This is a genomic window from Bradyrhizobium sp. SRS-191, from assembly GCF_024586915.1.
Taxonomy (GTDB): domain Bacteria; phylum Pseudomonadota; class Alphaproteobacteria; order Rhizobiales; family Xanthobacteraceae; genus Bradyrhizobium.
This window is the reverse complement of sequence record NZ_JANBVS010000013.1, coordinates 15,728-41,513: the sequence shown is the minus strand read 5'-3', so window position 1 is coordinate 41,513 and position 25,786 is coordinate 15,728. Positions and strand designations below refer to the sequence as shown.

At 64.3% G+C, this 25,786-nt stretch carries 24 protein-coding genes and 1 pseudogene; 10 read left to right on the top strand and 15 right to left on the bottom strand.

The genetic code is table 11. The features are described 5' to 3' along the window. Positions 1–154: 154 nt before the first annotated feature. The gene (locus tag NLR35_RS22500) at positions 155–529 is read right to left on the bottom strand and encodes a thiol-disulfide oxidoreductase DCC family protein (RefSeq protein WP_257168719.1); all 375 of its coding nucleotides are present in this window, start codon (positions 527–529) and stop codon (positions 155–157) included. Here NLR35_RS22500 and NLR35_RS22495 point away from each other — a divergent pair. From NLR35_RS22495 to NLR35_RS22485, 3 genes are all read left to right on the top strand, one after another. Beyond that, the gene (locus tag NLR35_RS22495; protein WP_257168718.1) at positions 504–836 is read left to right on the top strand and encodes a hypothetical protein; all 333 of its coding nucleotides are present in this window, start codon (positions 504–506) and stop codon (positions 834–836) included. The genes NLR35_RS22500 and NLR35_RS22495 overlap by 26 nt on opposite strands. 31 nt (positions 837–867) lie before the next feature. Next, complete coding sequence (locus NLR35_RS22490; RefSeq protein WP_006613601.1) at positions 868–1,104, top strand: hypothetical protein; 237 nt, start codon at positions 868–870, stop codon at positions 1,102–1,104. Between the two features lie 998 nt (positions 1,105–2,102). Then, positions 2,103–3,338, top strand: coding sequence for a reverse transcriptase domain-containing protein (locus NLR35_RS22485; RefSeq protein WP_257168717.1), 1,236 nt, complete (start codon positions 2,103–2,105; stop codon positions 3,336–3,338). A 1-nt stretch (position 3,339) separates the two neighbouring features. Here the strand turns inward: NLR35_RS22485 and NLR35_RS22480 are convergent. From NLR35_RS22480 to NLR35_RS22450, 7 genes and pseudogenes are all read right to left on the bottom strand, one after another. Next, positions 3,340–3,521: pseudogene (locus tag NLR35_RS22480) on the bottom strand (sigma factor-like helix-turn-helix DNA-binding protein); the annotation flags it as partial. 84 nt (positions 3,522–3,605) lie between these two features. Further along, a complete protein-coding gene (locus NLR35_RS22475; protein WP_257168716.1) occupies positions 3,606–5,789 on the bottom strand; it encodes a tetratricopeptide repeat protein in 2,184 nt (727 codons plus the stop codon). Positions 5,790–6,165: 376 nt separating this feature from the next. Next, a complete protein-coding gene (locus NLR35_RS22470; RefSeq protein WP_257168715.1) occupies positions 6,166–6,432 on the bottom strand; it encodes a hypothetical protein in 267 nt (88 codons plus the stop codon). 117 nt (positions 6,433–6,549) lie between these two features. Next, the gene (gene rpoD / locus NLR35_RS22465; RefSeq protein WP_006613604.1) at positions 6,550–8,661 is read right to left on the bottom strand and encodes an RNA polymerase sigma factor RpoD; all 2,112 of its coding nucleotides are present in this window, start codon (positions 8,659–8,661) and stop codon (positions 6,550–6,552) included. A 426-nt stretch (positions 8,662–9,087) separates the two neighbouring features. Further along, a complete protein-coding gene (gene dnaG / locus NLR35_RS22460; RefSeq protein ID WP_257168714.1) occupies positions 9,088–11,094 on the bottom strand; it encodes a DNA primase in 2,007 nt (668 codons plus the stop codon). A 166-nt stretch (positions 11,095–11,260) separates the two neighbouring features. Next, positions 11,261–11,671 carry a gamma-glutamylcyclotransferase gene (locus NLR35_RS22455; RefSeq protein WP_257168713.1) on the bottom strand — a complete coding sequence of 137 codons (411 nt, stop codon included), beginning with the start codon at positions 11,669–11,671 and terminating at the stop codon, positions 11,261–11,263. Between the two features lie 36 nt (positions 11,672–11,707). After that, positions 11,708–12,532, bottom strand: a complete 825-nt coding sequence (locus tag NLR35_RS22450; RefSeq protein WP_257168712.1) for a transglutaminase family protein — start codon at positions 12,530–12,532, stop codon at positions 11,708–11,710. 186 nt (positions 12,533–12,718) lie between these two features. On the opposite strand from NLR35_RS22450, the gene NLR35_RS22445 reads away from it, so the two are divergent. Next, a complete protein-coding gene (locus NLR35_RS22445) occupies positions 12,719–13,507 on the top strand; it encodes an N-formylglutamate amidohydrolase (RefSeq protein ID WP_257168711.1) in 789 nt (262 codons plus the stop codon). A gap of 207 nt (positions 13,508–13,714) precedes the next feature. Here the strand turns inward: NLR35_RS22445 and NLR35_RS22440 are convergent, their stop codons facing one another. Beyond that, positions 13,715–15,124, bottom strand: a complete 1,410-nt coding sequence (locus NLR35_RS22440; protein WP_257168710.1) for a PLP-dependent aminotransferase family protein — start codon at positions 15,122–15,124, stop codon at positions 13,715–13,717. An 86-nt stretch (positions 15,125–15,210) separates the two neighbouring features. Between NLR35_RS22440 and NLR35_RS22435 the strand changes: the two genes are divergently transcribed. Both NLR35_RS22435 and NLR35_RS22430 read left to right on the top strand, forming a co-directional pair. Continuing rightward, positions 15,211–15,354 carry a hypothetical protein gene (locus NLR35_RS22435; protein WP_006613609.1) on the top strand — a complete coding sequence of 48 codons (144 nt, stop codon included), beginning with the start codon at positions 15,211–15,213 and terminating at the stop codon, positions 15,352–15,354. A 25-nt stretch (positions 15,355–15,379) separates the two neighbouring features. Beyond that, positions 15,380–16,216, top strand: a complete 837-nt coding sequence (locus tag NLR35_RS22430) for a PhzF family phenazine biosynthesis protein (RefSeq protein WP_257168709.1) — start codon at positions 15,380–15,382, stop codon at positions 16,214–16,216. 16 nt (positions 16,217–16,232) lie between these two features. On the opposite strand, the gene NLR35_RS22425 is transcribed toward NLR35_RS22430, so the two are convergent. Continuing rightward, entirely contained in the window at positions 16,233–16,853 is a 621-nt protein-coding gene (locus NLR35_RS22425) for a LysE family translocator (protein ID WP_257168708.1), read from the bottom strand. 462 nt (positions 16,854–17,315) lie between these two features. On the opposite strand from NLR35_RS22425, the gene NLR35_RS22420 reads away from it, so the two are divergent. Beyond that, the gene (locus NLR35_RS22420) at positions 17,316–17,630 is read left to right on the top strand and encodes a helix-turn-helix transcriptional regulator (protein WP_257168707.1); all 315 of its coding nucleotides are present in this window, start codon (positions 17,316–17,318) and stop codon (positions 17,628–17,630) included. Beyond that, on the top strand, positions 17,623–18,156 hold the full coding sequence (locus tag NLR35_RS22415) for an SRPBCC family protein (RefSeq protein WP_257168706.1): 534 nt from the start codon (positions 17,623–17,625) through the stop codon (positions 18,154–18,156). Before NLR35_RS22420 ends, NLR35_RS22415 begins: the two co-directional genes overlap by 8 nt. A gap of 13 nt (positions 18,157–18,169) precedes the next feature. Here NLR35_RS22415 and NLR35_RS22410 read toward each other — a convergent pair whose 3' ends face one another. The 4 genes from NLR35_RS22410 to NLR35_RS22395 all read right to left on the bottom strand — a co-directional run bounded on the left by NLR35_RS22410 (position 18,170) and on the right by NLR35_RS22395 (position 22,142). Then, on the bottom strand, positions 18,170–18,592 hold the full coding sequence (locus NLR35_RS22410; protein WP_257168705.1) for a hypothetical protein: 423 nt from the start codon (positions 18,590–18,592) through the stop codon (positions 18,170–18,172). A 117-nt stretch (positions 18,593–18,709) separates the two neighbouring features. Further along, the gene (locus NLR35_RS22405) at positions 18,710–19,486 is read right to left on the bottom strand and encodes a DUF2189 domain-containing protein (protein WP_257168704.1); all 777 of its coding nucleotides are present in this window, start codon (positions 19,484–19,486) and stop codon (positions 18,710–18,712) included. Between the two features lie 334 nt (positions 19,487–19,820). Continuing rightward, positions 19,821–21,428: an acyl-CoA synthetase gene (locus NLR35_RS22400; protein WP_257168703.1), complete on the bottom strand. Its 1,608-nt coding sequence runs from the start codon at positions 21,426–21,428 to the stop codon at positions 19,821–19,823. 258 nt (positions 21,429–21,686) lie between these two features. Next, a complete protein-coding gene (locus NLR35_RS22395) occupies positions 21,687–22,142 on the bottom strand; it encodes a GatB/YqeY domain-containing protein (protein WP_257168702.1) in 456 nt (151 codons plus the stop codon). Between the two features lie 192 nt (positions 22,143–22,334). On the opposite strand from NLR35_RS22395, the gene carA reads away from it, so the two are divergent. Both carA and NLR35_RS22385 read left to right on the top strand, forming a co-directional pair. Continuing rightward, positions 22,335–23,531 carry a glutamine-hydrolyzing carbamoyl-phosphate synthase small subunit gene (carA, locus tag NLR35_RS22390; protein ID WP_257168701.1) on the top strand — a complete coding sequence of 399 codons (1,197 nt, stop codon included), beginning with the start codon at positions 22,335–22,337 and terminating at the stop codon, positions 23,529–23,531. Positions 23,532–23,668: 137 nt separating this feature from the next. After that, positions 23,669–24,163 carry a PaaI family thioesterase gene (locus NLR35_RS22385; protein ID WP_257168700.1) on the top strand — a complete coding sequence of 165 codons (495 nt, stop codon included), beginning with the start codon at positions 23,669–23,671 and terminating at the stop codon, positions 24,161–24,163. A gap of 9 nt (positions 24,164–24,172) precedes the next feature. On the opposite strand, the gene NLR35_RS22380 is transcribed toward NLR35_RS22385, so the two are convergent. Beyond that, on the bottom strand, positions 24,173–25,744 hold the full coding sequence (locus NLR35_RS22380; RefSeq protein ID WP_257168699.1) for an ABC transporter substrate-binding protein: 1,572 nt from the start codon (positions 25,742–25,744) through the stop codon (positions 24,173–24,175). Positions 25,745–25,786: the final 42 nt, after the last annotated feature.

Below are 25,786 nucleotides of genomic sequence, written 5' to 3'. Positions count from 1 at the left end.
ATAGATGAGACCCGATGTGCTCGGACGGACGAGCTGAAATCCGTGCTCGTCAACAAGAGCGGGACTCGTGGACCCCCACCCCCGACCCCTCCCCGCAAGGGGGAGGGGAGCTCACCGCCGTTGCGGCAACGGCGGAGGATCAAACGCGCCCCCCTCACCAGTGCCCCTTCCACTTGTTCCAGGCGAACAGTCCATCCGCAAACCGGTCGTAGCCGAAGCGAGTCAGCGGTCGCACCACGCGGTTGCCGAGCAGCGTGGCAAGCCAGCCTTCGCCCGGCGTCAGCTTCCACAGCAGGAGCGCGACGTCGGCGCCGGTGATCAGCTGGCCGTCCTCGTCGGTCGCATGCAGGCGGCGGCGGACGTCGTCGACGTCGGCACCGAATGCGGCCAGCGCCTGCGGCTCCTCGTTGATGTCCTTGAACGCGACACGGCCCGACTTCACCAGCGCCAGCAGCTTGTTGCGCTGCCAGTCGATGCCGGCGTCGCAGACCGGGCAGCGCGTGTTGTACCAGATGGTCAGTTGCGGCATCGACATCGGCATCCCAGGAGGCGGCGTTCATCAAGCTGACATGGAATCGGGCGCATGGGGGCATGCCGATCCGGCAAAATCGAGGAGCCCGAATGTGGCCGCAGGCCGGCAGCAGGGTAGGAAAACCGCCGCACCCTCCCCATATCATGCCGATCTCAGCGGGCACGCACCGCGCGCCCTGCGCGATGCGCTCGCCCCCGGGCGGAAGACGCGAGGCATCGGTGCCGTCGCTGCCCCTGCCCGGCTTGAGCCCTTAACCATCCTCTTCAGCAAAATCGATGAGCAGATCGGCATCCGTCCTCGTTGACGCGGCGCTTCTGATCCTGGAAAAGCCCCCCATGGCAAAGAAACCCGGCTCCAATCCCAAAGGCGAATTCGCCTTCTTCAACGTGACCTATGAGGACGGCTCGCAGCGCTCCAACCGCCGCGTCCCGGCCGAGCTGCTCGGCGGCCTCGACGGCGACGAGCCCGCGCGCGGCTTCATCATGGAGCAGGACCGCGACATCGCCGAAAAATCCGGCCGCCCGCCGCTCGCGATCAAGTCGCTGGAGCGCGTCGGCGCGAAGAAGAAGTAGGTCGGCGCCCCCCGTAGTCCCGGTTGCCGTAGGGTGGGCAAAGCGCGCAGCGCATGCCCACCGTCAGCGGCCTGCAGTGAAGCGCGGTGGGCACGGCGCGCGGCACCGCCGCCAGCCTCAACACCGTGCACGCGCCTTTGCCCACCCTACGGCAGCTCACCGGGGGAGACGTCCGATCTTCTTAATAGCGGACGCTGACGTGCTTACACCGACCGCTCATCTGCCCAATAATTAACAGCACCGGGCCGGTGAGGGATAGACGGCGAGACATAAGTCGGAGAGATGTATCTCAACACCGTCGAGGCAACGCGGGTCGTATATCTTCCGGCTGGAACGGGCGGCTTGATCGTCTGTCTATAATATGTAGGCGCATTCCGAACAACGTTTCTTGTCGGCCCCCGCATATATCTCAGCATTCTGACAGATGCGGCCGCATTCGAACGATTTCCATTGATAATTGCGCGTTCGTGGTTGCGTCAGTTATCGGCCACACCTACATAGAAGAGGTTGGCAATCGCTTCTTTTCCGAAAGCGACCTCACGACGGTGATCTGTCAAGAGCCGAGAGTGTCGCGCGCAAGCGTGGCAGATGCAAAGCTCAAAGAGCCAGCGGATGCGTCTTTGACCATCTGGTGGCGCGGCAGGACAACGGAGGTGTCGATGTCCGTGGTGCATAATACTAAGAGACGGACTAATGGCATTTGTGACGGAGCGCCCAAGGGGCGGGGGCGGCGAGCCGACGCGGCACGTTCACGATATGTTCCCACGCTCGCCGCGTGGGTGGTCTGGACGGGGATCATCGTAGGAAGTCTGCTAAGCTGGTCTATCAGCGCAGTTGCCTTTCCCACGGTGATCTGTCACGAGCAGAGAGTGTCGCGCGCAAGCGTGGCAGATGCAAAGCTCAAAGAGCCAGCGGATGCGTCTTTGACCATCTGGTGGCGCCAGTTCTATCAAGCTTAGGTGCACCGCCAATCTCGATCCTAAGCTTGTGCGAACAGGATGACGTCCAAACCAACAAGAACGCTATCGAAATCCAGGCTACGTTCTGCTTGGGTTGACTCTCGAGATTCAACGGGAAATGCCGGCCGTCCGGGCATTGACAATGTAACCGGCGCAGCTTTCGCTGCAAATCTAGACTACAATTTGGATGTGCTGGCAACGCGCCTGCGAAAAGGGCACTACGGTCCCTCACAGCTAAAGGCTGTCTTCATACCCAAACCAAACTCCGACAAAGAACGGATGATTTGCATCCCGACAATTTCCGATCGTCTCGTACAACGAGCGATAGCTGCCTACCTCCAGCGAACAAAGAAATTCCCGATATACAACTCTTCTTCATTTGGCTTTCTGCCCGAATTAGGCACGCAAGCCGCAATCGACGCAGCGGTTCGATATCGAGACTCTTTTGATTGGTGCCTTAAGACTGACATCGAGTCATTCTTCGATTCCATACCGCGTCAATATCTTAAATCACGGGTCGAGCGAGCTCTTCATAGACACAGCCTCACACCTATTATCGCTAAGATCATCGACTGCGAAGTACAGATTACTCGGCAGAACAGGACTAAAATTCAGCGACAAGGAATTCATAGAGGGGCCGGGATCCGGCAAGGAATGCCCCTCTCTCCGATTTTGGCCAACCTTGTACTCGCTGAATTTGATCGCCGCATTGAAAAGCGTCGACTAAAGATGGTTCGCTATGCGGATGACATGGCGATATTCGTAAGCACAAAGAAAGAGGCACAAGAAGCACATCAATTTGTAACCACCGCCCTGTCCGAACTCAAGCTCACAATTCCGGGGCTAGGTGACGCCTCAAAAACACAAATACTCGGACCGGACGATCCTGTCGACTTTCTCGGGCGCGAAGTTCTCCGTGTAGGTGACGACAGGCGAGCGGTCTGGCGGGTTTCTCAGAAACAAATTGCGAAGATAAGCCGAAAACTTGAAGACGAATACAATCTGCAAACGAGATTGAAAGAAGACAGCACCCTGCAAGAAACGATGGTAGAGGTGTGGAGTTCGATCGCTTCGTATTTTTCAATCTATAAGGGGGCTTACAACTTCGTCTCCTTAGACTCGGCGCTACGAGGGACATCGCGGAAAATCATCAGCAATATCCTGCTCGACATCTTCGGAGAGCACGCACTTTCGCGAATCACTCCCGATCAAGCCAAGTTTCTTGGACTAAAGCTTCTCGAGTTCGATGAGGCCAATAGCAGCATAATGACTTAACTTATTTCGGGTCGCATACGCTCGGTCGCATCGAGTCCAACGCAGCGAAAAGCCGACCTTGCCTCAAACTCGACGGTTGCCTCAGCTTCCGCAGGGCCTTGGCTTCGACGTAGCGGATACGTCTTTGGTCACCGAGAATTGCTGACCCGCTTCTTCTAGTGAGTGATTGGTGTTGATGCCGATGTCTGCCAACCTCGGCACCTCGCCGCCGCCTTGCGGCTCGAACGACCAGTGGACTGTTACCGTTCCGCTATCACCTCACCCAGGTCAGCTCTGTCGGCCGCGGCAATAGGTCTGCCACATCGTGCGATAGGCCGCTTCGACGGCCCTGGTGTAGACAGCAGGCCCACAACGTGCGGCGATGAGGTCGGGGAGTTGGTGACGGATCGTCCTGAGGCGGTCCGGCGTGGACCGCAATGCGATCTCCACATATTCATCGTCAGTCGTGGCGACCCAGTCGGCCATGCCGATTGCCGTCAGGATGGCGCCGCCGGCCCGGCTGCACATGCCGTTGCCGAGCTTCGAGACGACCGGCACGCCCATGTGCAGGGCTTCCCAGGCCGAGACGCCGCCGCCATTCGGAAACGGATCGAGCCAGATGTCGATGAGCCGGTGGGCGGCCAGATGCTCGTCGCGGGAGGTCGGTCCGATCAGGTCGATACGATCCGCCGCGATGCCGCGCGCGGCGAAGTCGGCCAGCAGCCGCGCCTGGATCGCGATATCGCTGAGCAGATAATCCTTGACCAGCAAGCGGGCATTGACATCGGCGCGCAGGATGCAGGCCCAGACGTCGATGACGGCGCTCGACAACCGGTTCGCCCTGGTGAACGCGCCGTAGGTCACATGGCCATTCGTCGTCACGGGCGCCTCGAGGCTGCGCAGCCCCGCCGGAGGCGGCTCGATGATGATCAGGCAGGGCAGATCATAGATCTGCTCCGTGAACAGGTGACGCACCTCCGACGGCGCCATGACGGGATCACCGAACAGATAGTCCATCGTCGCGAGGCCGGTGCCGGTCGCATGGCCCCAGGCGGTGACCTGAATGGGGGCCGGCTTGCGCGCGAAGGTGCTCAGTCGATTGCCGCGAGAATGTCCAGAGAGGTCGACGAGAATGTCGACCCGGTCGGCGCGGATGCGCTCCGTGAGCTGATCGTCGGACCATTGCATCACGTCGCGCCATCGATCGGCAGCCGCCCGGAACGTCTCCGTGATCTCGTCCTGGACCGGTGAGTTCGAATAGCAGATCACCTCGACCTGCGATTTGTCGTGGTTCTGCAGCACGGGCCGGATCGTGCGAGCGGCGGAATGCTCCTTGAAGTCGCCCGACACATATCCCACGACGATGCGTCTGTGAGGGTCGAGATCGTTGGTGTGATCAGGCGGATGCCGCTCGGCGATCTTCGACCCGATCCGGCGCCACCACTCCGACCGGGCCGCCTGGTGCTCCGCATAGCCGACATCGCAGAAGTCCAACGAGAAGATGCGGTTCGCCAGCGCGATGTCGTCGGCCGGGTCGATCGCGAGCGCCCGATCGAAAAAGGCGACAGCGGCTTCCGCATCGCCGAGCAACGCATGACATTGACCGATCTGGCTCAGCGCTTTCGCCGAGTTCGGCTCGATCGCAACCGCGCGCTGGCAGGCCTCCAGCGCCTCGCTCACCCGCTTGTTCAGCATCAGGACGTTGGCGCGGCCGAGCCAGCCCAGCGTGAATTGCGGATCGAGCGCGATCACCCGGTCGAAATCAACGAGCGCGTCGTCGTTGCGCTTGAGCTGGAGGAATGTCTCGCCGCGATTGATCAGCGCCGTGGTGTCGTCGGGCGCGAGCGCCAGTGCCCGGCTGAATTCGGCGATCGCCTTATCGGAGCGGCGCAGGTCCTTGAACGCGCAGCCGCGATTGATGATGGCGGCCAAATGCGCGGGCCTCACCGCGAGAAGCTGGTCGTAGCACGCGATCGCGTCGGCGTAGCGCCCGAGATAGTGCAGCGCTTCGCCCTTGTTCATCAACACGTCGAGTTGCTGCGGGTTGATCCGGAGGACGTTGTCGAAACTGACGACCGCGTCCGCGAAGCGCTGGAGGCGCGACAACAGCTTGCCGCGCTCCAGATGCGCCTCGACGAAATCCGGCTTCAAGGCGAGGAGGTCGTCGAAGCAGGTCAAGGCGTCGTTGTCCCGCTGCAGCGCGGAGAGAACAACTGCCCGCGCATACCTTGCCGCAACGTTTTGCGGGTCAACTAGCAGCGCCCGCTTCAGCAGGCGTTCCGCCGCCTCCGGATTGTTGCTCTGGTGCTCGGACAGTCCGGACATATAGAGCGCGCCGAAATGGTTCGGCCGCTTCTTCAGGATCTTCTTGTAGCCGGCCTGAGCCTTGGCCAGATCGCCGGCGCGGTGAGACGCACTCGCCCGGGCAAACAGGTCGGCGATCTCATCGCCTTTCCGCAAGGCTGGCTGCATGCTGAAAACGTCCAGGGATCAGCCGCCATCGTCATGTTCTGTCACGACGGGGCAGAGTGCCGGAATGCAGGCGTCATTCGGTCGCCCGCCGAACCTTCGATGACAAGCGTAAACAATTCATTAACCATGTTGTCTGCGGGAATTTGCGGCGTGAATGCAATCGCTGCCGCTACGCAGCGCAGCCACCTCCGTCGCCGTCAGGACGAGCTCGATACGTAGGGTGGGCAAAGCGACGCCGAAGGCGGCGCGTGCCCACCATGAGTGCCCACCATTAGGCACCTGCCGCGAAGCACGGTGGGCACGGCGCGCGACACCGTCGCCAATCTCGACACCGTGCACGCGCCTTTGCCCACACTACGCATCCGCGCGTCGTTGATCATGTGCTCGTGCGTCGAGACAAACCTTCGCTATCGATTGCGTGAGCTTGCAGAAGAAGGAGCAATTCCTGGTAGCCGCCTTCGACGCTCTCGTCACCGCAGAAGCGGCTGAATTCAATATGATCATCCTCGAACACATCGATTTCCAGCCGCTCGCCGACCAGCGTGACCGACAGCCGGATCGTGTCAGGTCGTGTTCGTTCGATGAAGAAGTGATGACCGAGCCTGTCGAGCAGGCGCATGGTCGTGAAGAGGATTGAGGTCATCGGACGCTCCTGTCTCGAATGCTCGATAGCACAAATCAAAACGGCGGACCTTTCGGTCCGCCGTCGTGGTCTGATGGATTGCCGGGTCAAGCCCGGCAATGACGACTGATACAGTGATTAGTTGTCCAGGAACGACCGCAGCTTCCTCGACCGGCTCGGATGCTTCAACTTCCGCAGCGCCTTGGCTTCGATCTGGCGGATACGTTCGCGGGTCACCGAGAACTGCTGGCCGACTTCTTCCAGCGTGTGGTCGGTGTTCATGCCGATGCCGAAGCGCATGCGCAGCACGCGCTCTTCGCGCGGGGTCAGCGAGGCGAGCACGCGGGTGGTGGTTTCGCGCAGGTTCGACTGGATGGCGGCGTCGATCGGCAGGATGGCGTTCTTGTCCTCGATGAAGTCGCCGAGGTGTGAATCCTCCTCGTCGCCGACCGGGGTTTCGAGCGAGAGCGGTTCCTTGGCGATCTTGAGGACCTTGCGCACCTTCTCCAGGGGCATGCCGAGCTTCTCGGCGAGCTCCTCCGGGGTCGGCTCGCGGCCGATCTCGTTCAGCATCTGGCGCGAGGTGCGGACGATCTTGTTGATCGTCTCGATCATGTGCACGGGGATGCGGATGGTGCGGGCCTGGTCGGCGATCGAGCGGGTGATCGCCTGCCGGATCCACCACGTGGCGTAGGTCGAGAATTTGTAGCCGCGGCGGTACTCGAACTTGTCGACGGCCTTCATCAGGCCGATGTTGCCTTCCTGGATCAGGTCGAGGAATTGCAGGCCGCGGTTGGTGTACTTCTTGGCGATCGAGATCACGAGACGGAGGTTGGCTTCCACCATCTCCTTCTTGGCCTGACGGGCCTCGCGCTCGCCCTTCTGCACGGAGTGCACGATCTTGCGGAATTCGCCGATCTCGAGACCGGTCAGCGCAGCAAGTGACTGCACCTCCTGGCGCAGGTCCTTGATGCGGTCCTTCTCGTAATGGACGAAGTTCTTCCAGCCCTTGGCCGACAGCTTGGAGACGCGGTTCAGCCAGCGCGGATCGAGCTCGGAGCCCTGATAGTTGCGCAGGAAGTCCTCGCGGGCGACGCCGTGGGAATCGGCGAGACGCATCAAGCGGCTCTCGAACGAGACCAGCTTCTTGTTGATGTCGTAGAGCTGCTCGACCAGTGAATCGATGCGGGCCTGGTTGAGGCGCAGCGACTTCACCTCGACGATGATCTCGTCCTTGAGCTTCTTGTACTTGCGCTCCTGCGAGGGCGACAGCGACTCGCTCTGCAGCTGGTTGGCGATGTCCTGCTCCTGCAGGCGGCGCAGCTTCTTGTACTCGGACGCGATCTTGTCGAAGGTCTCGACGACCTTCGGCTTCAGCTCGGCCTCGATGGCCGCGAGCGACATCTGGTTCTCGAACTCGTCGTCGTCCATGTCGGCTTCGGCTGCCGCCTCGCCGGGATCCTTCTCCTCGGCGGGTGCGCCGTTCGGCGCGGCACGGAACGGCGTCGCCTGTTGCGGCGCAGCCGGCGGCGCGACCGCCGCCTGGATCTCGCCGCCCTCGGCCGGAGCGCCCTCGCCATTGGCGGCGGGCCCAGCGATCTGCGGGTTCATGCCGCCCTTGGCTTCCGGGCCGGCATAGGTGGCTTCGAGATCGATGATGTCGCGAAGGAAGATCTTGCCTTCGTTGAGCTCGTCGCGCCAGATGATGATGGCCTGGAAGGTCAGCGGGCTCTCGCAGAGGCCTGCGATCATCGCCTCGCGGCCGGCCTCGATGCGCTTGGCGATCGCGATTTCGCCCTCGCGCGAGAGCAGCTCGACGGTGCCCATCTCGCGCAGATACATGCGCACGGGATCGTCGGTGCGCTCGCCGGGCTCCGACTTCTTGACCTCGGTGACGGCCTTCTGCGTGATCTCGACGAGCTCGTTGTCGGTCTCGTCCTCGCCGTCGTCCTTCTCCTCGGACTCGTCGGCCTCCTCGGCCTCGGTCACGTTGATGCCCATGTCCGAGAGCATCGACATGATGTCTTCGATCTGTTCCGGCGAGGTGGTGTCGGAAGGCAGCACTTCGTTGAGCTGATCAAAGGTCACGAAGCCGCGCTTCTTGGCCTGCTTGATCATCTTCTTGACGGCGGCGTCCGACAGGTCGAGCAACGGCGAAGGCGCATCCGCGGCGTCCTTTTCGGGAGCGTCGGCGGCCTTGTCGTCCTTTTCCTTGTCCTTCACCTGCAGCGTCTTTGCCTTCGTGGCCATTCATTGCTCCCGAAACGCGCCCGCTCCGCCCGTGGCATCTTCGCCCTTGGCATCGCGGCGCCCGCCTGCTCTACTCAAACTGTTCTCGACGCGGAAAGGGCGGCGCACATCTCACGTCGCCACCCCCAAAGGTCTTTCGCTAGTGTCGTCCTACGCTGGTGTCGTCCCGTTTTCGGACCGGCGCGCGTTTCTTGCAAAAGCGATACCGGTTTTGCAATCGAATCCGGCGCCTGATTACCGGCGTGGTGTCCGACAGCGAAACCAACCCATCTGCTGCAGAAGATGCCCCGGACCTCTTAAACTTCGATTAACCCTGTTTTTGCAGCCAAACCATGGATTTGGCGAGTCTTTTCGCGCGGACCTGGGACCGCACCAGCGGACCGGGCCGAAATGTGCTCGTCCATGACCGGGCGCCGGGCCCCAATTCTACACGTTTCGGTTGGTACGCCCGGACAGTTCCCCGAAGCCTTCGATCAGCGCTTCGGTGCCGTCCATCTCGGCCATCCTGGCCTTCACGTCCCTCAACCAGCCCATGTTCGGCTCGCTCGGCTCCTCGCCCAAGGCAAGCTCGGCATCCTTCAATTCCCTAAGTAAGGAGTGCCATTGCCGATGCAAGGCGACGAGCTGGTGCCAAGTCGCAAGAACGTCATCGCGCGCGGCGCCGGACTTCGCCGCCCACACGGCCGCGGTCGTGATCGCTCGCTCAACCCTTTGAAGAAGCTCGGAAAAGCCCGCCTTCTCCAGATCGGCGCGCATCTTCTCGGCCTGCTCGTCCGGATCCGGCGAATGGTGGTGGTCGTGGGCGAAGGCGGCGATGATCGCGGCGCGCAGCTTGTGCGCCTCGGGATGGGCGAGCTCGAGCGCCGCGACCTCCTCAAGGTGGTCGTGCAGGATCCAGGGGTGGTTGATCAGGCATTGCAGGATCAGCGCCTCGCGGCGCGAGATCGCCGAGCGCTGGCCGCGCATGATCGGGCTCATGGCGAGCTGCGGGCTCGCCGCCATGTAGGGGCCGCGGGCCATCGCGGGGCCTGTGGACGGCGGACCGCCGCGGCGGCCGCCCCCTGTGGATAACCGTCCCTGTTGTCCGGAACCGGGACCGCGAGGAGCAAACCGGCGTCCTGATTCGGCACCGAAGCCGCGGCCGAAACCCCGGCCGCCATCGGGCGCAAACGCCCGGTACAGCCGGTCGCTGAGGTCCTGCTTGTAGTATCGACGTACCACTTCGTCGGCGATGCCGCCGGTGAGCTGGCCGATCCGCGCCTCCAGCGCGGCGCGGCGTTCCGGGGTGGTGAAACTGCCGCCCTCGATCTCGCGCGACCAGATCACCTCGGCGAGCGGCTTGGCGACCTTGAGCACCTCCTCGACCGCGCCGCGGCCGCCGCTGCGAACGAGATCATCGGGGTCCTGCCCCTCCGGCAGCAATGCGAAGCGCAGGCTCTTGCCCGGCTTGAGATGCGGCAACGCGAGGTCCGCGGCCCGGTACGCCGCCTTCTGGCCGGCACGGTCGCCGTCGAAGCAGAGGATCGGCTCGTCGACCATTTTCCAGATCAGCGCGAGCTGGCTCTCGGTCAGCGCGGTGCCGAGCGGCGCCACGGCGCCGGCAAAGCCGGCTGCGACCAGCGCGATGACGTCGACATAGCCCTCGACCACGATCATCGGCGCGCCATTGTGCGCGGCCTGGCGGGCGGCCGGCAGATTGTAGAGGTTGTCGCCCTTGTGGAAGAGCGGCGTCTCCGGGGAGTTCAGATATTTCGCCGGCACGTCCTTCTGCAGCGCGCGGCCGCCGAAGGCGATCACCCGGTTACGGACATCGGTGATCGGGAACATCACGCGGTCGCGGAAGCGGTCGTACGGCACCGGGATGTCGTCGCCGGCCACCAGCAGCCCGGCCTCCACCATGTCGTTCACCGGCACGCCCTGGGCGCCGAGATATTCCTTCAGGCCGAACCGTTCCTGCGAGGCATAGCCGATGCGGAACTGTAGCTGCGTTTGCGGCAGGATCGCGCGATCGGCGAGATAGCCGCGGGCGCGGGCGCCGTGCCGCGAGGCCAAGGTGTCGGCGAAGAACTTCGCCGCCAGCTCCATCACGTCATACAGCGTCTTGCGCTGCCGCTCCTGCCGCGCCGCATCCGGCGTCACCGCCGGCAGCGCCAGGCCGGCAATCCCCGCCAGCCGCTCGACGGCCTCAGGGAACGAGCAGCCCTCGGTCTCCATCACGAAGTCGAAGATGTTGCCGTGCTTGCCGGAGGAGAAGTCGTGATAAAAACCCTTCTGGTCGTTGACGTAGAAGGACGGTGTCTTCTCCTGCTGGAACGGCGACAGCCCCTTCCACTCGCGTCCCGCCTTCTTGAGCTTCACGCGCTTGCCGACGACATCCGAGACCGGAAGCCGGGCGCGCAGCTCATCGAGGAATTCCGGCGTGAAGCGGGCCATAGGCGGGGTGATCGTCCTGTGCTGGTGGACTTACGCATATAGGCAGCCGTGTACGAAATGTGAACTTCCTCGGCCTTGTCCGGGCTATTCACAGGCCTCTCTCTCGCACGTCATTCCGGGGCGCCCGCAGGGCGAGCCTGGAAATGACGGGCGGGGAGAGACGGGCTCAAGGCGCCAGGAAGCGGCCCGAGGCGATGCGGGCGGCCTCGTCGACCGGCCAGTTGTAGACGTAGGTCCAGGCCTCGCGGGCCGAGCCGTCGGCGAGCGTGACGTTCAGGCGCCGACGCAGATATTCGGTCGGCTGCGCAAAGCCCTCGCCGCAGGCCTCGTACATGTCGAACTCGCGCAGCATCGGCTCGGGCTGGTGCAGCCGGAACAGCTCACCATGCACGACATCGGCAGCATCGTCCGAGAGCACGAGGCCGGGATAATGCTGGATGCGGTACAGCCGGCCGCGGCAGCTGGCCTCGGCCACGAAATCGGCATGGGCCGACAGCAGCCTTGCCATCGGATGGTCGAAGCCGCGCATCAGGGTGCCGTAGACGAACAGAAGATCGGAGGGCGTGTCGGAGCTCATGGCCCTGCATAGCCGCCCCGGCGCGGCAAGGCCAGCTTACGCCGCGCCGCGGGCGGGCAGGATCTCGTCGCTGACCACGTGGAATTTGGTCAGCGTCATCCGGCCGAACGAGGTCGACAGCGCGACGTCGGCGGCATCGCGGCCTGTCGCCATCAGGATGCGGCCCATGCGCGGCACGTTGTGCCGGGCATCGAAGGTGTACCATTCACCGGAGAGATAGACCTGAAACCAGCCGGAAAAATCCATCGGATAGGGCTCCGGCGGAATGCCGATGTCGCCCATGTAGCCGGTGCAGTAGCGCGCGGGGATGCCCATGCAGCGGCACAAGGTCAGCGCCAGATGCGCGAAGTCGCGGCAGACGCCGGTGCGCGACTGATAGACGTCGTGGGCCGACTTCATGTGATGGGCGTGCTCATAGCCGAAGCTGACATGCCCATGGACGAAGTCGCAGATCGCCTGCACCCGCGCCCAGCCGGCAGGCGCGCTGCCGAACAGCGACCATGCGATATCGGTCAGCTTGTCGGTCTCGCAATAGCGGCTCGGCATCAGATACAGCAGCAGATCATCCGGCAGCTGGTCGATCGGCAGCTGCTGCGCCGTCGGCTCGACGGCGTCGGGCAATCCGCTGTCGCGTACGATCGCGCTGCCATGGAAGGTGACTCCGCCGCTCGGCGCCACCAGGCGGCCGCAGATGTTGCCGAAGCTGTCGTGATAGAAGCTGATCGGCACGGCCGGCTCGGTGATAATGGTCTCGGCGCCGATGATGTCCTGGCGGCGCGAGGGATGGATCGACAGCATGATCACCATCGGCGTCGCCGCCGGCGCTGCATAGGCGATCTCGAACCCGACCTTGATCTGCATCCGTCCCCTCCTCCGCCTGTGCACAGGCTCGGCGATATCAGGCCTTGTGGTCGACGGCCGAGACCGGCATCGTCTTCGAATCATCATCGCGGGTTTCGACGATCCAATCCAGATTGACCTCTGCTCAATCGTAGTTCGTCATGCCGCCTGAATGAGCAACGAACTGATCACAACCGAGCCCTGCGCGTGACCGATCCAACACGACTCCTTCAGGCCAGCGAAGTTCCGCCGGTCCATGAGCAGAACGCCGATGGCGCATCGGCCTTCGTCTTCACCTGCGATCATTACGGCCGGCTGCTGCCGCGCGCGCTTGGCGATCTCGGCCTGGATGAAAGCGAGCTGGAGCGGCACATCGCCTGGGACATCGGCATCGCCGGCGTGGCCGAGCAGGTGTCGCGCGCGCTCGACGCGCATCTGGTGGCGCAGCGCTATTCAAGGCTGGTGATCGACTGCAACCGTTCGCCGGGCGCACCGAACTCGATTCCGATGATCAGCGAGCGCACGACGATTCCCGGCAATGAAGGCCTCACCCATGAGGAGGCCGAGTTGCGCCGGCGCGCGATCTTCGATCCCTATCACGACCGCATCACCGCCGTGCTCGATGCGCGCAAGGAGGCGGGGCGGCCGACCATCCTGGTCTCGCTGCACAGCTTCACACCGGTCTATGCCGGCATTGCCCGGCCATGGCACATCGGCACGCTGTATCAGCACGACAAGATTTTGCCGCCGCTGCTGCTGAAGGCGCTGCGCGCCGAGCCTGATCTCGTCGTCGGCGACAACCAGCCTTATGCAGTCGGCGACAACACCGACTACACCATCCCCGTCCATGGCGAAGGCCGCGGGCTCATTACATCCGGCATCGAGATCCGGCAGAACGAAATCGCGGAGCCCGAGGGGCAAAAGCTGTGGGCCGAGCGGCTGATCCGCATCCTCGGCGAGATCGAGGCCGGACTGCGCGGCAAGGGGCTGGCGTAGTCGCTGTTCTGAGCTCTAGCCCCGCTTCTTCCGCGCGACGTCATTCCGGCGCAATCGCCAATGCGAAGCCGCCCAGCCGCTGCGCGTTGGCGATTGAGCCCGGAATCTCGAGGTCGTCGGCAGGAGCGATCGACAATCTCGAGATTCCGGGTTCAAGGCCTGCGGCCTTGCCCCGGAATGACGCGAGTGGGAGACGGCAACAGCGCCTTACTCCGTCATGTCGGAGGCGTCGTGATGCGACAGCAGGCCGGCAAGCCGCCATAGCGCCGTCCTGAGATCATCATGGTTGGGCAGCCCCAGCGCCAGCCTGACAGCATTCGGTGAGTGACCATGCGCCACCGCAAACGCGCTCGCCGGCGTGATCGCAATCCCCGCGCGCGCCGCGGCGGCCGTCAGCGCCTCGGCGCGCCAGCCTTCCGGCAGATGCAGCCAGACGTGGTAGGAGCGCGGATCGGCGTCGATGCGATGGCCGGCGAGGCATTCGGCGACGATCGCCTGGCGGACCACGGCGTCGGCGCGCTTGCGCCGGGTGATCTCGGCGGCGGTACCGTCCGCGAGCAGCCCCATGCCGGCAGCCAACGCGAGCGAGGTCACCGACCACGCGCCGGTACGAACGGTCGCGGCGAATTTCTCGCGCAGATGCGACGGGACATAGAGGAAGCCGACGGCGATGCCCGGCGCGAGCCGCTTGGCGAGGCTGTCGACCACGATGACGCGCTCCTCGGCCTGCGCGGCGAGCGAGACCTGGTCGCTCAGGAATCCGTAGACGAGATCCTCGATGATCATCAGATCGTGCTTGCGCACGAGCCTGACGATCTCTTCCCGCCGCGCTTCGCTCATGGTCAATCCGAGCGGATTCTGCATGACCGGCTGGATGTAGATTGCATTGAGCGCGCTCGTGCGGTGCGCCTTGGTCAACGCGTCCGGGCGAACGCCCTCAGTGTCCATCGCCAGCGGCACCAGGGTGACGCCGAGCCGCGCCGCGATGCCCTTGATCATCGGATAGGTCACGGCCTCGACGCCGAGCCGGCCGCCGACCGGCACCAACGCGGAAATCGCCGCCGCCAGCGACTGCCGGCCGCTGCCGGCGAACACGAAATTCTCCGCGCGGGGCCGCCAGCGCTCCCCGGCGAAGAAGGCCGCGGCGGTGCGCCCGGCCTCGATCAGCCGTCGCTGGGTGATCGGCGCCAGCACCGGCGCGAGCTTCTCCGGCCGCTGCCAGGCGGCAAGCGACTTGGCGATCAGTGCCGCCTGATCGGGCAGTGTCGGGAAATTGAACTCGAGATCGATGCGGCCGTCGAACGGCTCGAGCCGCAACGAGGCCGGCACCGGCACCGGCTCACCGGCGACGAAGGTACCGCGGCCGACTTCGCCGACGACGAGACCCCTGCGCAATAATTCGGCATAGACGCGGGCTGCCGTGGATGCGGCAATTCCCCGCTCATAGGCGAACTGGCGCTGCGGCGGAAGCCGGTCGCCGGCCTTCAGCCGGCCCTGCGCGATGTCCTCGGCGATGTCGTCCACCAGGGTCGTATACGAAGCATTCATGCTATATTGCACCGAGAGCAATGTTTCGATTGCACCGAGATATGTACTGCGCGATTGCTCTTCGAACAACGCAATCGAAGACCAATAGGTGACTCATGGCATATTCCCTGGCGCAGCGTTGGGCAACTCCGCAAGTTGCTCACGGAAAGAGCAATTTGCTCCAGGTCCCTCAGCTGTGGCTGCAGCGTCTGTTCTGGCGCTCCGAGCTCGCGATGCTCGACGCCGAGCAGATGCGCGACTGCGGACTTGATCCGACTGTCGTTCACGACGAAGCCAACAAGCCGTTCTGGCGCGACTGACGACGACCTTGAGGAGAACACCGTGATGCCGACGCTTCCATTCCAGCAAGTCGACGTGTTCTCCGCAGTCCCGTTCAAGGGCAACCCGCTTGCCGTGATCGCCGAGGCCGACGGCCTCGACGATGCGGCGATGCAGGCGATCGCCAATTGGACCAATCTGTCCGAAACGACCTTTCTCTCGCGCGCCCAGAATCCAGGCGCTGATTACCGTGTGCGCATCTTCACGCCGCAGCGCGAGCTGCCTTTTGCAGGCCACCCGACGCTCGGCTCCGCGCATGTCTGGCTCGCGCTCGGCGGCCGGCCGAAGGGCGAGCACGTCGTGCAGGAATGCGGCGCGGGTCTGGTGCGCATCAAGCGCGACGGCGAACGGCTTGCCTTCGCGGCGCCGCCGCTCAAGCGCTCCGGCGCGGTCGATGCCGAACTCACGAGCAGGATCGCGGCCGCACTCGGCATCCCCACGAGCGCGATGCGCGCCGTGCAGTGGATCGACAACGGCCCGGGCTGGATCGGCGTGCTGATGGACTCCCGCCAGGATCTGCTCAACATCAAGTTCAACACGCTTGCCCTCTCGCAGCAGCCGGTCGGCGTGGTCGCGCCGTGGGATTCCGCGAAGGACGGACGCGACGCGCACTACGAAGTCCGCGCCTTCACCTGGAGCGGGGTCGAGGACCCCGTGACGGGCAGCCTCAATGCAAGTCTGGCGCAATGGCTGATCGGCGCCGGAATTGCTCCGACGCAATATGTCGCGTCGCAAGGGACGGTGCTGGGCCGCGCCGGCCGCGTTCATGTCGCGCAGGACGGCGAGACGATCTGGGTCGGCGGAGGCGTCGCCCAGGTGGTGAAGGGCACGATCAGCGTCTAGCGCGTGCTGCGCCGCCTCACCGCGCCCGCGTCAGCGCCAGCCACAGGCCGCCGCCGATCATGAAGCCGCCGGAGATGCGCGACACCAGGCGGGTGCGCCTCTTCGAGAACATTTTCCGCGCGCGGCCGGCGAGCAACGCGTAGACGGCGTCGGTCAGGCCCGCGACCACCATGAAGGTGACGCCGAGCAGCGCGACCTGCGGCACGTGATCCCGGCTCATGTCCATGAACTGCGGCAGGAAGGCGCCGAAGAACACCATCACCTTCGGGTTTGACAGCAGCACCACGAGCCCCTGCAGAAAGAAGCCGCCGCGCGGCGGCGGGGGCGGCGCCTCGCCTTCGGCGATGCCTTCGACCGGCGAGCGGATGAGCTGGATGCCGAGCCACACCAGATAGGCCGCGCCGATCAGGCGCACCCATTCGAACCAGTAGCCCATGGTGGCCATCAGCGTGGTGAGCCCCATCGCGACGACGCCGATCGCGATCGCGAGCCCGGTCTGCACGCCGGCGATGTTGATCAGCGCAGCGCGGGTTCCATGGCGCAGACCGTTGGCGATCAGCAGCGTGACGACCGGACCAGGCAGCAGCGCCAGTGCGACGCAGGCGGCGATGAAGGCGAGATAGACTTGCAGGGACATGGGGCGCCTCGATGCGGGTGACGCCACGACTAATGCATGACAAGGCGGCCGATGGAAGCCTTGGTTGATCGGACTCGCAACGACACGACGACGTACAGCTCGCGTTAGAGAGTCGAGCTCTGCGGCAGCAACGGTGCGCTCCCTCTCCCCGTTCTTCACGGGGAGAGGGTCGGGGTGAGAGGCTCGGCACGGGCGGTGCCACCTATCTGCGTCGACAGCGCCCCTCGGCTCGCGACGAACACATCCCAGCGCGTTTCGCATTCAGGCGCATGCGCACCGCCCGTCCGATGGACCTGCAGTCCGGGCCGCGTATGTGCCGTGCCCCCGGATTGCTATGCAATCCGACCTCTCCCCGCAAAGGGCGGGGAGAGGTGCAGCGAGCGAGCCGCATGATCTCGGCACAAACAATGACGCGCTGCATTCGATTGACAAGCAACCATTTGGTTGCCTATCATCTGTCCCATGGACGAGGTCTTCAAGGCGCTGGCGGATGCATCGCGGCGGGCGCTGCTCGACCGGCTTCATGCGCGCAACGGCCAGACCCTGACTGAACTCTGCGACGGCCTCGCGATGACGCGGCAGGCCGTGACCAAGCATCTTGCGATCCTCGAAGCGGCCAATCTGGTGACGACGCGCAGGCATGGCCGCGAGAAGCTGCACTTTCTCAATCCGGTGCCGATCCACCAGATCGGCGAACGCTGGATCAGGAAATTCGAGCGCGCCAAGCTGACAGCGCTCGGCGATTTGAAGAAGCGATTGGAGGACAGCGATGACTGAGCCGGGACGCGCAGTGGACATCTCCAGGTTCAAGCCGGAGACCGTCTACACGATCTACATTGCGGCAACGCCGGAGAAAGTCTGGCAGGCACTGACCTCGGCCGAGTTCAGCCGGCAATATTTCTTCGGCTTCGCCGTCGAGGCGGATTTGCGCGCCGGCGGCGCCTTCATCGTACGCGCGCCCGATGGCTCCGAGCACATCAACGGCGAGGTGGTCGTCTGCGAGCCGCCGCAACGGCTGACCATCACCTGGGACGTCAACTGGCCCGGTCTCGTCGCGGCGCTCGGCCGCACGCTGGTCACCTACGAGATCGAGCCGGCCGGCGATGCCGTGCGTCTCACCATGACCGAAGCGCATGAGCGGCCGCTGTCCGACGACATCCTGTCCGGCGGACGCCAGGGCTGGCCTGCGATCCTGTCGAGCCTCAAGAGCCTGCTCGAAACCGGCCAGCCGCTCGCGATCAAGATGGCGCCGCCCGCGCGCATGCTGTCGGCGATGAAGGCGCTCGGCATCGGAATGCCTTGAGCGCCGCAGCGGTCTACGACACCGCCGCGATCTGCGGGATGTACGCCAGCACGCCACCGACCTGGATGGCGTTGCTGAGCATGCCGCCCCAATGCAGCCAGCGCAACCGGCGCACGGCTGTCGCATCGCCACGATCGCGATCGCTGATGCGCGCATCCATCCGCTGCAGAAACCAGCGGCGCGACAGCAGCGCGAAGCCGGCGATGGAAGCAATGCCAAGGGCGAGGAGCGGACGGCCATCGGCCAGAACCGCCAGCGTGCCGATGCCGCCGGCGATCGCGAGCGCCACGAAGTAGGAATCGAACATGCCGCGCAGCAGCCGCGTCACCGGCACGATGTCGAGCCGCACCAGCAGGAAGGCCGGCGCCGCCAGCAGCAGATAGAACATCGGCAGCAGCAGGATGATGGTAGCGAACAAGGCGATGTTGTCTGGCATCATCCATCCCCGGTGATGGCGCTGGTCGGACATCTGACGGCCCGCCGCGCATTGCACCAAGCATACGCGGCGGCGCGTTCGTCGGCCATGCAACCTTCGTCCCGACCTGCTGTTCCCTCAGGCAGGCGCAACGATCCGGCGATAGAGATGCCAGGTCGCATGGCCCAGCACCGGCACAGTCACAAGCAGGCCGAGAAAGTACGGCAGCGCCGAGACGATCAGCAGCACGGTGATGACCGCGGCCCAGCCGATCATCGGTCCCGGGCTGTTCACGACGGCGCGCACGCTGGTGATCATCGCGGTGACGAAATCGACATCACGATCCAGCAGCAGCGGAAACGACACGACGGTCAGTGAGAACAGCACCAGCGACAATGCGGCACCGTCGAGATTGCCGATCGCGAGAAACAGCAGGCCCTCATTGGTCGTGAGAACCACCGTCATGAATTCCTTGAAGCTGGAGAACGAGGCGTTGAGCCCGAGCAGCAGCGCGATCAGCAGCCTGATCTGGTACATCCAGATGACGAAGAAGAACACGGTGACGAAGGCCATCCAGGCGATCTCGGCGCGCGAGGTGATCGTCCGCCAGACCGCGCCGTAGGAGATCGGCTGGCCGAGCTCGCGGCGGCGGCTGACCTCGTAGAGGCCGATGGCGACGAACGGCCCGATCAGCGCGAAGCCTGCGGCCAGCGGATAGGCCAGATAGACCATCCCGAAGGCGGTCACGCACAGCACGATGCTGACGCCGCCGAGCACGTAGATCAGGCCGAAGGCCAGGCCGAACAGCGGCGCGGCCTGGAAATCCCGCAAGCCTTGCGTCAAGGCCTCGGCAATGTCGGCCGTGGTGATGCGGCGCACCACGGGATCAGATCGTCCCGAAACGGATGCGGTCATCGGCGGTCCCTCCTGCATGTTTTTGTTGGGACGATGCTAACAGCGGGAGGGCGGAGATTTCAATTTCAACTTGTAGGCAGAATACGACAACGCATGCTTGATCTACTTCCAATGAGGTGAGCCCGTTGCCGCACGGGCGCTAGGCTCCCTCTCCCCGTTCTTACGGGGAGAGGGTTGGGGTGAGGGGCAGCCACGCGCACCGACAGTGCGGAGAGCCTCCTCCCGGATTGCATCTAACGATGCATCCGACCTCTCCCTGCTCAGCGAAGCTTCGCTTCGCCCTGGCGGGGCCAGATACGCAAGCTGCACGATCCTGCGTCAAACGAAGGCGAGTTTACCCCCGCGCCCTCAATTCCCGCCGCAGCACCTTGCCCGTCGCCGTCATCGGCAGGGTGTCCGTGAACTCCACATGCCTGGGGTATTCATGCGCCGCGAGCTTCACCTTGACGAAGTCCTGGATCTCTCGCGATAGCGTGTCATTCGCAACGAAGCCCGGCCGCAGCACGATCCAGGCTTTCACGGCCTCTGTGCGCAAGGGATCGGGAATGCCGACGACCGCGGCGAGCGCCACCGCGGGATGCTTGAGCAAGGTATCCTCGATCTCCGCGGGGCCGATGCGGTAGCCGGCGGAGGTGATGACGTCGTCCTCGCGGCTCGCATACCAGAAATAGCCGTCCTCATCCTGGGTGCCGAGATCGCCGGTCAGCAGCACGTCAGACGCGAACTTCTTCCGCGTCGCCTCGGGATTGCGCCAATATTCGATCATGGTGCAGGGATTGGGCTGGCGCACGCCGATGATGCCTCGCTCGCCGCGTGGCAGCCCCTCGCCCTTGTCGTTGACGATCAGCACCTCGAAGCCTGGGGTGGCCTTGCCCATCGAGCCCGGCCGGATCGGAAACAGCTTGGCATTGTTGCCGACGACGAGATTGCATTCGGTCTGGCCGTAGATCTCGTGCGCATCGATGCCGAAGGTCCCGCGCACCCAGTCGAGCAGCTCGGCGCCGAGCGACTCGCCGCCGGTGAGGATGCTGCGCAACTTGACGCCGTCGTGCTTGACGTTGGCCTGACGCATCAGCTTGAGCGCAGTCGGCGGCAGGAAGACGTTGCGGATGTGATAGTCCGCCATCAGCTGCATCGCCGCCTGCGGCACGAACTTCCTGGCCCGATAGCCGACCACCGGCACGGCATGGTACCAGGCCGGAAACAGCGCATCGAACAGGCCGCCGATCCAGGCCCAGTCCGCCGGCGTCCACATCACGTCGCCGGGCTTCGGCAGGAAGCCGTGCACCATCTCGACATTCGGCAGATGGCCGAGCAGCACGCGATGCGCGTGCAGCGCGCCCTTGGGATTTCCGGTCGTGCCGGAGGTGTAGATGATGATGGCGGGATCGTCGCTCGAGGTGGCGACGGTCGGAAAGCGATCGGAGGCGCGCTCCAGCGTCGGCCAGAACGGCCGGGCGCCGCTGCCGTCGCCGTCGGTGACGTAGATCGTCTTCAGCTCCGGCAATTGATCGCGAATGCGGGCGAGCTTGGCGAGGCCCGTCATGTCGGTGACCACGACCTTGGCGCCGGAATTCTGCAGGCGGAATTGCAGCGCATCCTCGCCGAACAGCGTGAACAGCGGCACCGAGACCAGGCCGGCGCGGAAGGCGGCGAGATGGACGATCGGCAGCTCCAGGGATTGCGACAGGAACACCGCGACGCGATCGCCCTGTGCCAGGCCATCGGCCTTGAGCACGTTGGCGAAGCGGCAGGAATAGTCGCGCAGCTCGTCGAAGGATACGCGTCGGGCGGCGCCATCCTCCTCGACGACGATCAGGGCGAGCCGGCCGGAGCCGTCGGCGTGGAGATCGCAGGTCGCGACAGCAATGTTGAATTGCGCCGGGATGTCCCAGCGGAAGTCGCGATACAGCTGGTCGTAGTCGGACGTTTCCTGAAGCATGACGGAGGTGTTTCCCTCTCGGTTGTTTGCCGAGCAACGGCCCGGTCTCTTACCTCTCCCCGCCAGGGCGAAGCGGAGCTTCGCTAGGGCGGGGAGAGGTCGGATTGCATCGTCAGATGCAATCCGGGTGAGGGGGTACAGGTCTATCGGCGCGCACCTCCCGTGCGGCTGCCCCTCACCCCGCCCCTCTTCCCGTGAAGAACGGGGAGAGGGAGCGCACCGCGGCTGCGGTTGCTACTGTTGACTATTCAGCAGTCGTTAGCCCGACAGCGCGGCCTTCACCAGCGCGCTGGCTTTCGCAAAATCCATCTGGCCGGTGTACTTGGCTTTCAGCACCGCGATCACCTTGCCCATATCCTTCATGCCGGCGGCGCCGGTCTCGGTCACGGCGGCCGAAATCGCCGACTTTACCTCGTCGTCGCTCATCTGCTTCGGCAGGTAGGCGGAGATCACCGCGATCTCCTCGCGCTCGCCGGCGGCGAGTTCGGCGCGGCCGCCCTTTTCGTACAATTCGACGGATTCCTGGCGCTGCTTGATCATCTTCTGCAGCACCGCGAGGACGTCGGCGTCGGTGAGCGGCGGCTTGCCCTCGCCGCGGGCGGCGATGTCGGCGTTCTTCAAGGTCGAGTTGACCATGCGAAGGGTGGACAGCTTGCGCTCGTCCTTGGCCTTCATCGCCTCCTTGACCGCGGTGTTGATGTCGTCGCGCAGCATGATCTCGCCCTCGTAAATTCGGTTGGCGGCTGGTCTAGGCGGTTCGTCCCTTTGAGACAACTCGGTTCCGCATCCGTTCCGGCCGAAGGTACCGAAACCGGGCCGTTGTCAGCGCAAATTGACCGAAATCCCGTGTGAATCGGCCGCTTCCTGCTTTGACGCCGGGCGCTTGCCCCACTATGTAGAGGCCTCATGACACACATCGATACTGACGCCGCCTGGCCGGACCATAAACCGACCGCGCTCCTCGTGCTCGCCGATGGAACGGTGCTGGAAGGCTACGGCCTGGGCGCCGAAGGCCACGCCGTGGGCGAGGTCTGCTTCAACACTGCGATGACCGGCTATGAGGAGATCCTGACGGATCCGTCCTATGCCGGCCAGCTCATCACCTTCACCTTCCCGCATATCGGCAATGTCGGCACCAACGGCGAGGATATCGAGACGGTGAACATGGCGGCGACGCCGGGCGCGCGTGGCGTGATCCTGCGCACCGCGATATCAGATCCGTCGAATTACCGCGCCAGCCGCCATCTCGACCAGTGGCTGCGCGCCCGCGGCATCATCGGCCTGTCGGGCATCGACACCCGCGCCCTGACGGCGCTGATCCGCTCCAAGGGCATGCCGAATGCGGTGATCGCCCACGCCAAGGACGGCAAGTTCGATCTCGACGCGCTGAAGAAGGAAGCGCGGGAGTGGCCCGGCCTCGAGGGCATGGATCTCGTGCCGATGGTCACCTCGGCGCAGCGCTTCAATTGGGACGAGACCCCCTGGGTGTGGAACGAGGGCTTTGGCCACCAGACCAAGCCGGAGTTCAACGTCGTCGCTATCGACTACGGCATCAAGCGCAACATCCTGCGCCTGCTCGCGGGCGTCGGTTGCAAGGTGACCGTGGTACCGGCGACGACTTCGGCCGAGGACATCATGGCGATGAAGCCGGACGGCGTGTTCCTGTCCAACGGCCCCGGCGATCCCGCCGCGACCGGCAAATATGCCGTGCCGGTGATCCAGCAGGTGATCGCCTCCGGGACGCCGACCTTCGGCATCTGCCTGGGACATCAGATGCTCGGGCTGGCGGTCGGCGCCAAGACCAAGAAGATGCATCAGGGCCATCACGGCGCCAATCATCCGGTCAAGGACGAGACCACCGGCAAGGTCGAGATCACCTCGATGAACCACGGCTTCGCGGTCGACCAGGACACCTTGCCGGCCGGCGCGACGCAGACGCATATCTCGCTGTTCGACGGCTCGAACTGCGGCATTGCGCTCGAGGGCAAGCCGGTGTTCTCGGTGCAGTATCACCCCGAGGCCTCGCCCGGCCCGCGCGACTCGCACTATTTGTTCCAGCGGTTTGCCGAGCTGATGCGGGAGAAGAAGCGCAGCGCGGCGTGATCTCCAGCCCTTTGAATGCCCGGGTCGCTCCCGGGCATTTTTTTGCCCGTGACGTCGTGATCACCCCGCCGACATTTGCGCTCGCACTGCGTCCATCTTCTTTGTATGATGACCATCATTTGTCGGGAGATCGTGACATGAACGAAGCCGTCGGACCCGAGATCGAATTCGGCGTGGTGCCGGTGACGGTGCTGGCCTCGATGCCTGGGCTCGAGTTCGTGCGCGGCGTCTTCGCCGGGACGCTGCCGCAGCCGCCGATCATGCAGACGGTCGCGCCGTTCGACTGCACCGCAGAGCCGGGCCATGTCGTGATGCACAGCGTGCCCGGCTTGCGGCACTACAATCCCATCGGCTCCGTTCACGGCGGCTATGCCGCGATCCTGTTGGATTCGGCGATGGGACTCGCCGTCCACACGCAATGTCCGCAGGGCAGCGGCTACACGACGCTGGAGTTCAAGATCTCCTTCGTCAAGGCGATGACCGAAGCGACAGGCGTGGTGCGGACCGAGGGGAAGACGCTGTCATTCGGCCGCCGCGCCGCGACGGCCGAAGCGCGCATCATCGATTCACAAGGCCGCCTGCTGGCGCATGCCACCACGACGTGCCTGGTGTTCGAGCTGCCGAACGGCTAGCCCGCCGCCTCACTTGCGCGACACGTTCCAGTACACCGGCGCCGGCGGATTGAGGATGCCGGTCAGATCGGCGCGCGCGGCGCGGAACTGATAGGCCACCGCGATCGGAATGTACGGCACGGTCTGCACGGCGCGCAGCTGGATCTGCTCGGCGAGCGCCTTGCGCTCGGCCATGTCGGCGGAGTCGCCGAACGCGGCACGCAGCTTCTCGATCCCGGCGTCGCAGGGCCAGCCGAACCACGCCTTGTCGCAGTTCGAGCGCAGGCCGAGATGGCTGATCGGCAACATCATGTCGAGCCCGCCGGGACCGGAGATGAAGATCGACCAGCCGCCCTGCCCGACCGGCTCCTTCTTGGCGCGGCGGCTCACGACCGTCGCCCAGTCCATCGCCTGCACGTCGACCTTGAAGCCGGCCGCCTTGAGCTGCTGCTCGGCGACGAGGCTCGCCGGATGGATCTGCGCATTCTCCGAGGCATCGAGGATCACGACCGGCGTGCCGTCATAGCCGCTCTCGCGCAGCAGCGTCTTCGCCTTCTCCAGGTCGAAGGACGGAAAGCCCAACTCCGTGTAGTAGGGCGAGGCGCAGATGTAGAATGATTTGCACGCCTTGATCAGGCCGCCCTCGCCGCCACCCCAGGCCTCGATGTAATCAGTTGGATTCACCGCCAGCAGCGCGGCGCGGCGGATGGCGGGATTATCGAATGGCGGCTGGACCGAGTTGAGGCGGATCTGCTGCGCCACGCCGATCTCGTCCTGGTTGGAGACGACCACGTTCCTGCCGGCCTTCGCCACCGGAACGAGATCGGTCGGAATGTCCTCGGCGATATCCAGCTCGCCCTTTTTCAACGCGTCGAGCGCGGTCTGCTGGTCGGGAATGATCAGCCATTCGACGCGGTCGAACTTGACGACCTTGCCGCCGGAAAGTCCCGATGCCGGCTCGGCGCGCGGCACGTAATTCGGGTTCTTGGTGAACACCAGCTTGGAGCCTGGCACCCATTCATCCTTCTTGAAGATGAAGGGACCTGACCCGGTCTGATCTGCGAGTGGCTGCCCGGCAGCGGTCGCGGCGATGACGCGAGCCGGAACGATGAAGGGCACCGGTGCGCCCGGCTTGGCGAGCGCGTCGAGCACGAAGCCCCAGGGCTCCTTCAAAGTCAGGCTGAAGGTCTTGGCGTCGACGATGTCCCAGGCTGCGCCATGGGCATTCAGCATCTGCCCCATCGCATCGGCCTGGCTCCAGCGCTTGAGTGAGGCGACGACGTCCTCCGACGTCACGCTCGCGCCGTCGCCGAACTTGAGCCCGTCGCGCAGCTTGAAGGTCCAGATCTTGCGGTCCGCGGAGGTGGTCCAGCTGTCGACCATCTGCGGCTTGACCTGGAGCTTGTCGTCGACCGTGAACAGCGTATCGTAGATCATGTAGCCGAAATTGCGCGCGATCGAATCCGCGGCGATGGTCGGATCGAGGACTTTGAGGTCGCCCGACGGCTTCACCTTCAGCACGGTTTCGGCGTGCGCGAACGTGGCCGGCAGCGCTGCCGCCAGACAGAACAGAGCGCCCGCCAGAGCGTGATGTGGTTTCATGCTTCCCTCCCATGATCGTCGGACGTGACGGCCGCCGACGTT

Excerpts from the sequence above, each read along its gene's own strand:
- NLR35_RS22500 (WP_257168719.1), bottom strand. The coding sequence starts at position 529 with ATGCCGCAACTGACCATCTGGTACAACACGCGCTGCCCGGTCTGCGAC.
- NLR35_RS22490 (WP_006613601.1), top strand. The coding sequence starts at position 868 with ATGGCAAAGAAACCCGGCTCCAATCCCAAAGGCGAATTCGCCTTCTTC.
- NLR35_RS22485 (WP_257168717.1), top strand. The coding sequence starts at position 2,103 with ATGACGTCCAAACCAACAAGAACGCTATCGAAATCCAGGCTACGTTCT.
- NLR35_RS22475 (WP_257168716.1), bottom strand. The coding sequence starts at position 5,789 with ATGCAGCCAGCCTTGCGGAAAGGCGATGAGATCGCCGACCTGTTTGCC.
- NLR35_RS22470 (WP_257168715.1), bottom strand. The coding sequence starts at position 6,432 with ATGACCTCAATCCTCTTCACGACCATGCGCCTGCTCGACAGGCTCGGT.
- rpoD (WP_006613604.1), bottom strand. The coding sequence starts at position 8,661 with ATGGCCACGAAGGCAAAGACGCTGCAGGTGAAGGACAAGGAAAAGGAC.
- dnaG (WP_257168714.1), bottom strand. The coding sequence starts at position 11,094 with ATGGCCCGCTTCACGCCGGAATTCCTCGATGAGCTGCGCGCCCGGCTT.
- NLR35_RS22455 (WP_257168713.1), bottom strand. The coding sequence starts at position 11,671 with ATGAGCTCCGACACGCCCTCCGATCTTCTGTTCGTCTACGGCACCCTG.
- NLR35_RS22450 (WP_257168712.1), bottom strand. The coding sequence starts at position 12,532 with ATGCAGATCAAGGTCGGGTTCGAGATCGCCTATGCAGCGCCGGCGGCG.
- NLR35_RS22430 (WP_257168709.1), top strand. The coding sequence starts at position 15,380 with ATGCCGACGCTTCCATTCCAGCAAGTCGACGTGTTCTCCGCAGTCCCG.
- NLR35_RS22425 (WP_257168708.1), bottom strand. The coding sequence starts at position 16,853 with ATGTCCCTGCAAGTCTATCTCGCCTTCATCGCCGCCTGCGTCGCACTG.
- NLR35_RS22420 (WP_257168707.1), top strand. The coding sequence starts at position 17,316 with ATGGACGAGGTCTTCAAGGCGCTGGCGGATGCATCGCGGCGGGCGCTG.
- NLR35_RS22415 (WP_257168706.1), top strand. The coding sequence starts at position 17,623 with ATGACTGAGCCGGGACGCGCAGTGGACATCTCCAGGTTCAAGCCGGAG.
- NLR35_RS22410 (WP_257168705.1), bottom strand. The coding sequence starts at position 18,592 with ATGCCAGACAACATCGCCTTGTTCGCTACCATCATCCTGCTGCTGCCG.
- NLR35_RS22405 (WP_257168704.1), bottom strand. The coding sequence starts at position 19,486 with ATGACCGCATCCGTTTCGGGACGATCTGATCCCGTGGTGCGCCGCATC.
- NLR35_RS22400 (WP_257168703.1), bottom strand. The coding sequence starts at position 21,428 with ATGCTTCAGGAAACGTCCGACTACGACCAGCTGTATCGCGACTTCCGC.
- NLR35_RS22395 (WP_257168702.1), bottom strand. The coding sequence starts at position 22,142 with ATGCTGCGCGACGACATCAACACCGCGGTCAAGGAGGCGATGAAGGCC.
- carA (WP_257168701.1), top strand. The coding sequence starts at position 22,335 with ATGACACACATCGATACTGACGCCGCCTGGCCGGACCATAAACCGACC.
- NLR35_RS22385 (WP_257168700.1), top strand. The coding sequence starts at position 23,669 with ATGAACGAAGCCGTCGGACCCGAGATCGAATTCGGCGTGGTGCCGGTG.
- NLR35_RS22380 (WP_257168699.1), bottom strand. The coding sequence starts at position 25,744 with ATGAAACCACATCACGCTCTGGCGGGCGCTCTGTTCTGTCTGGCGGCA.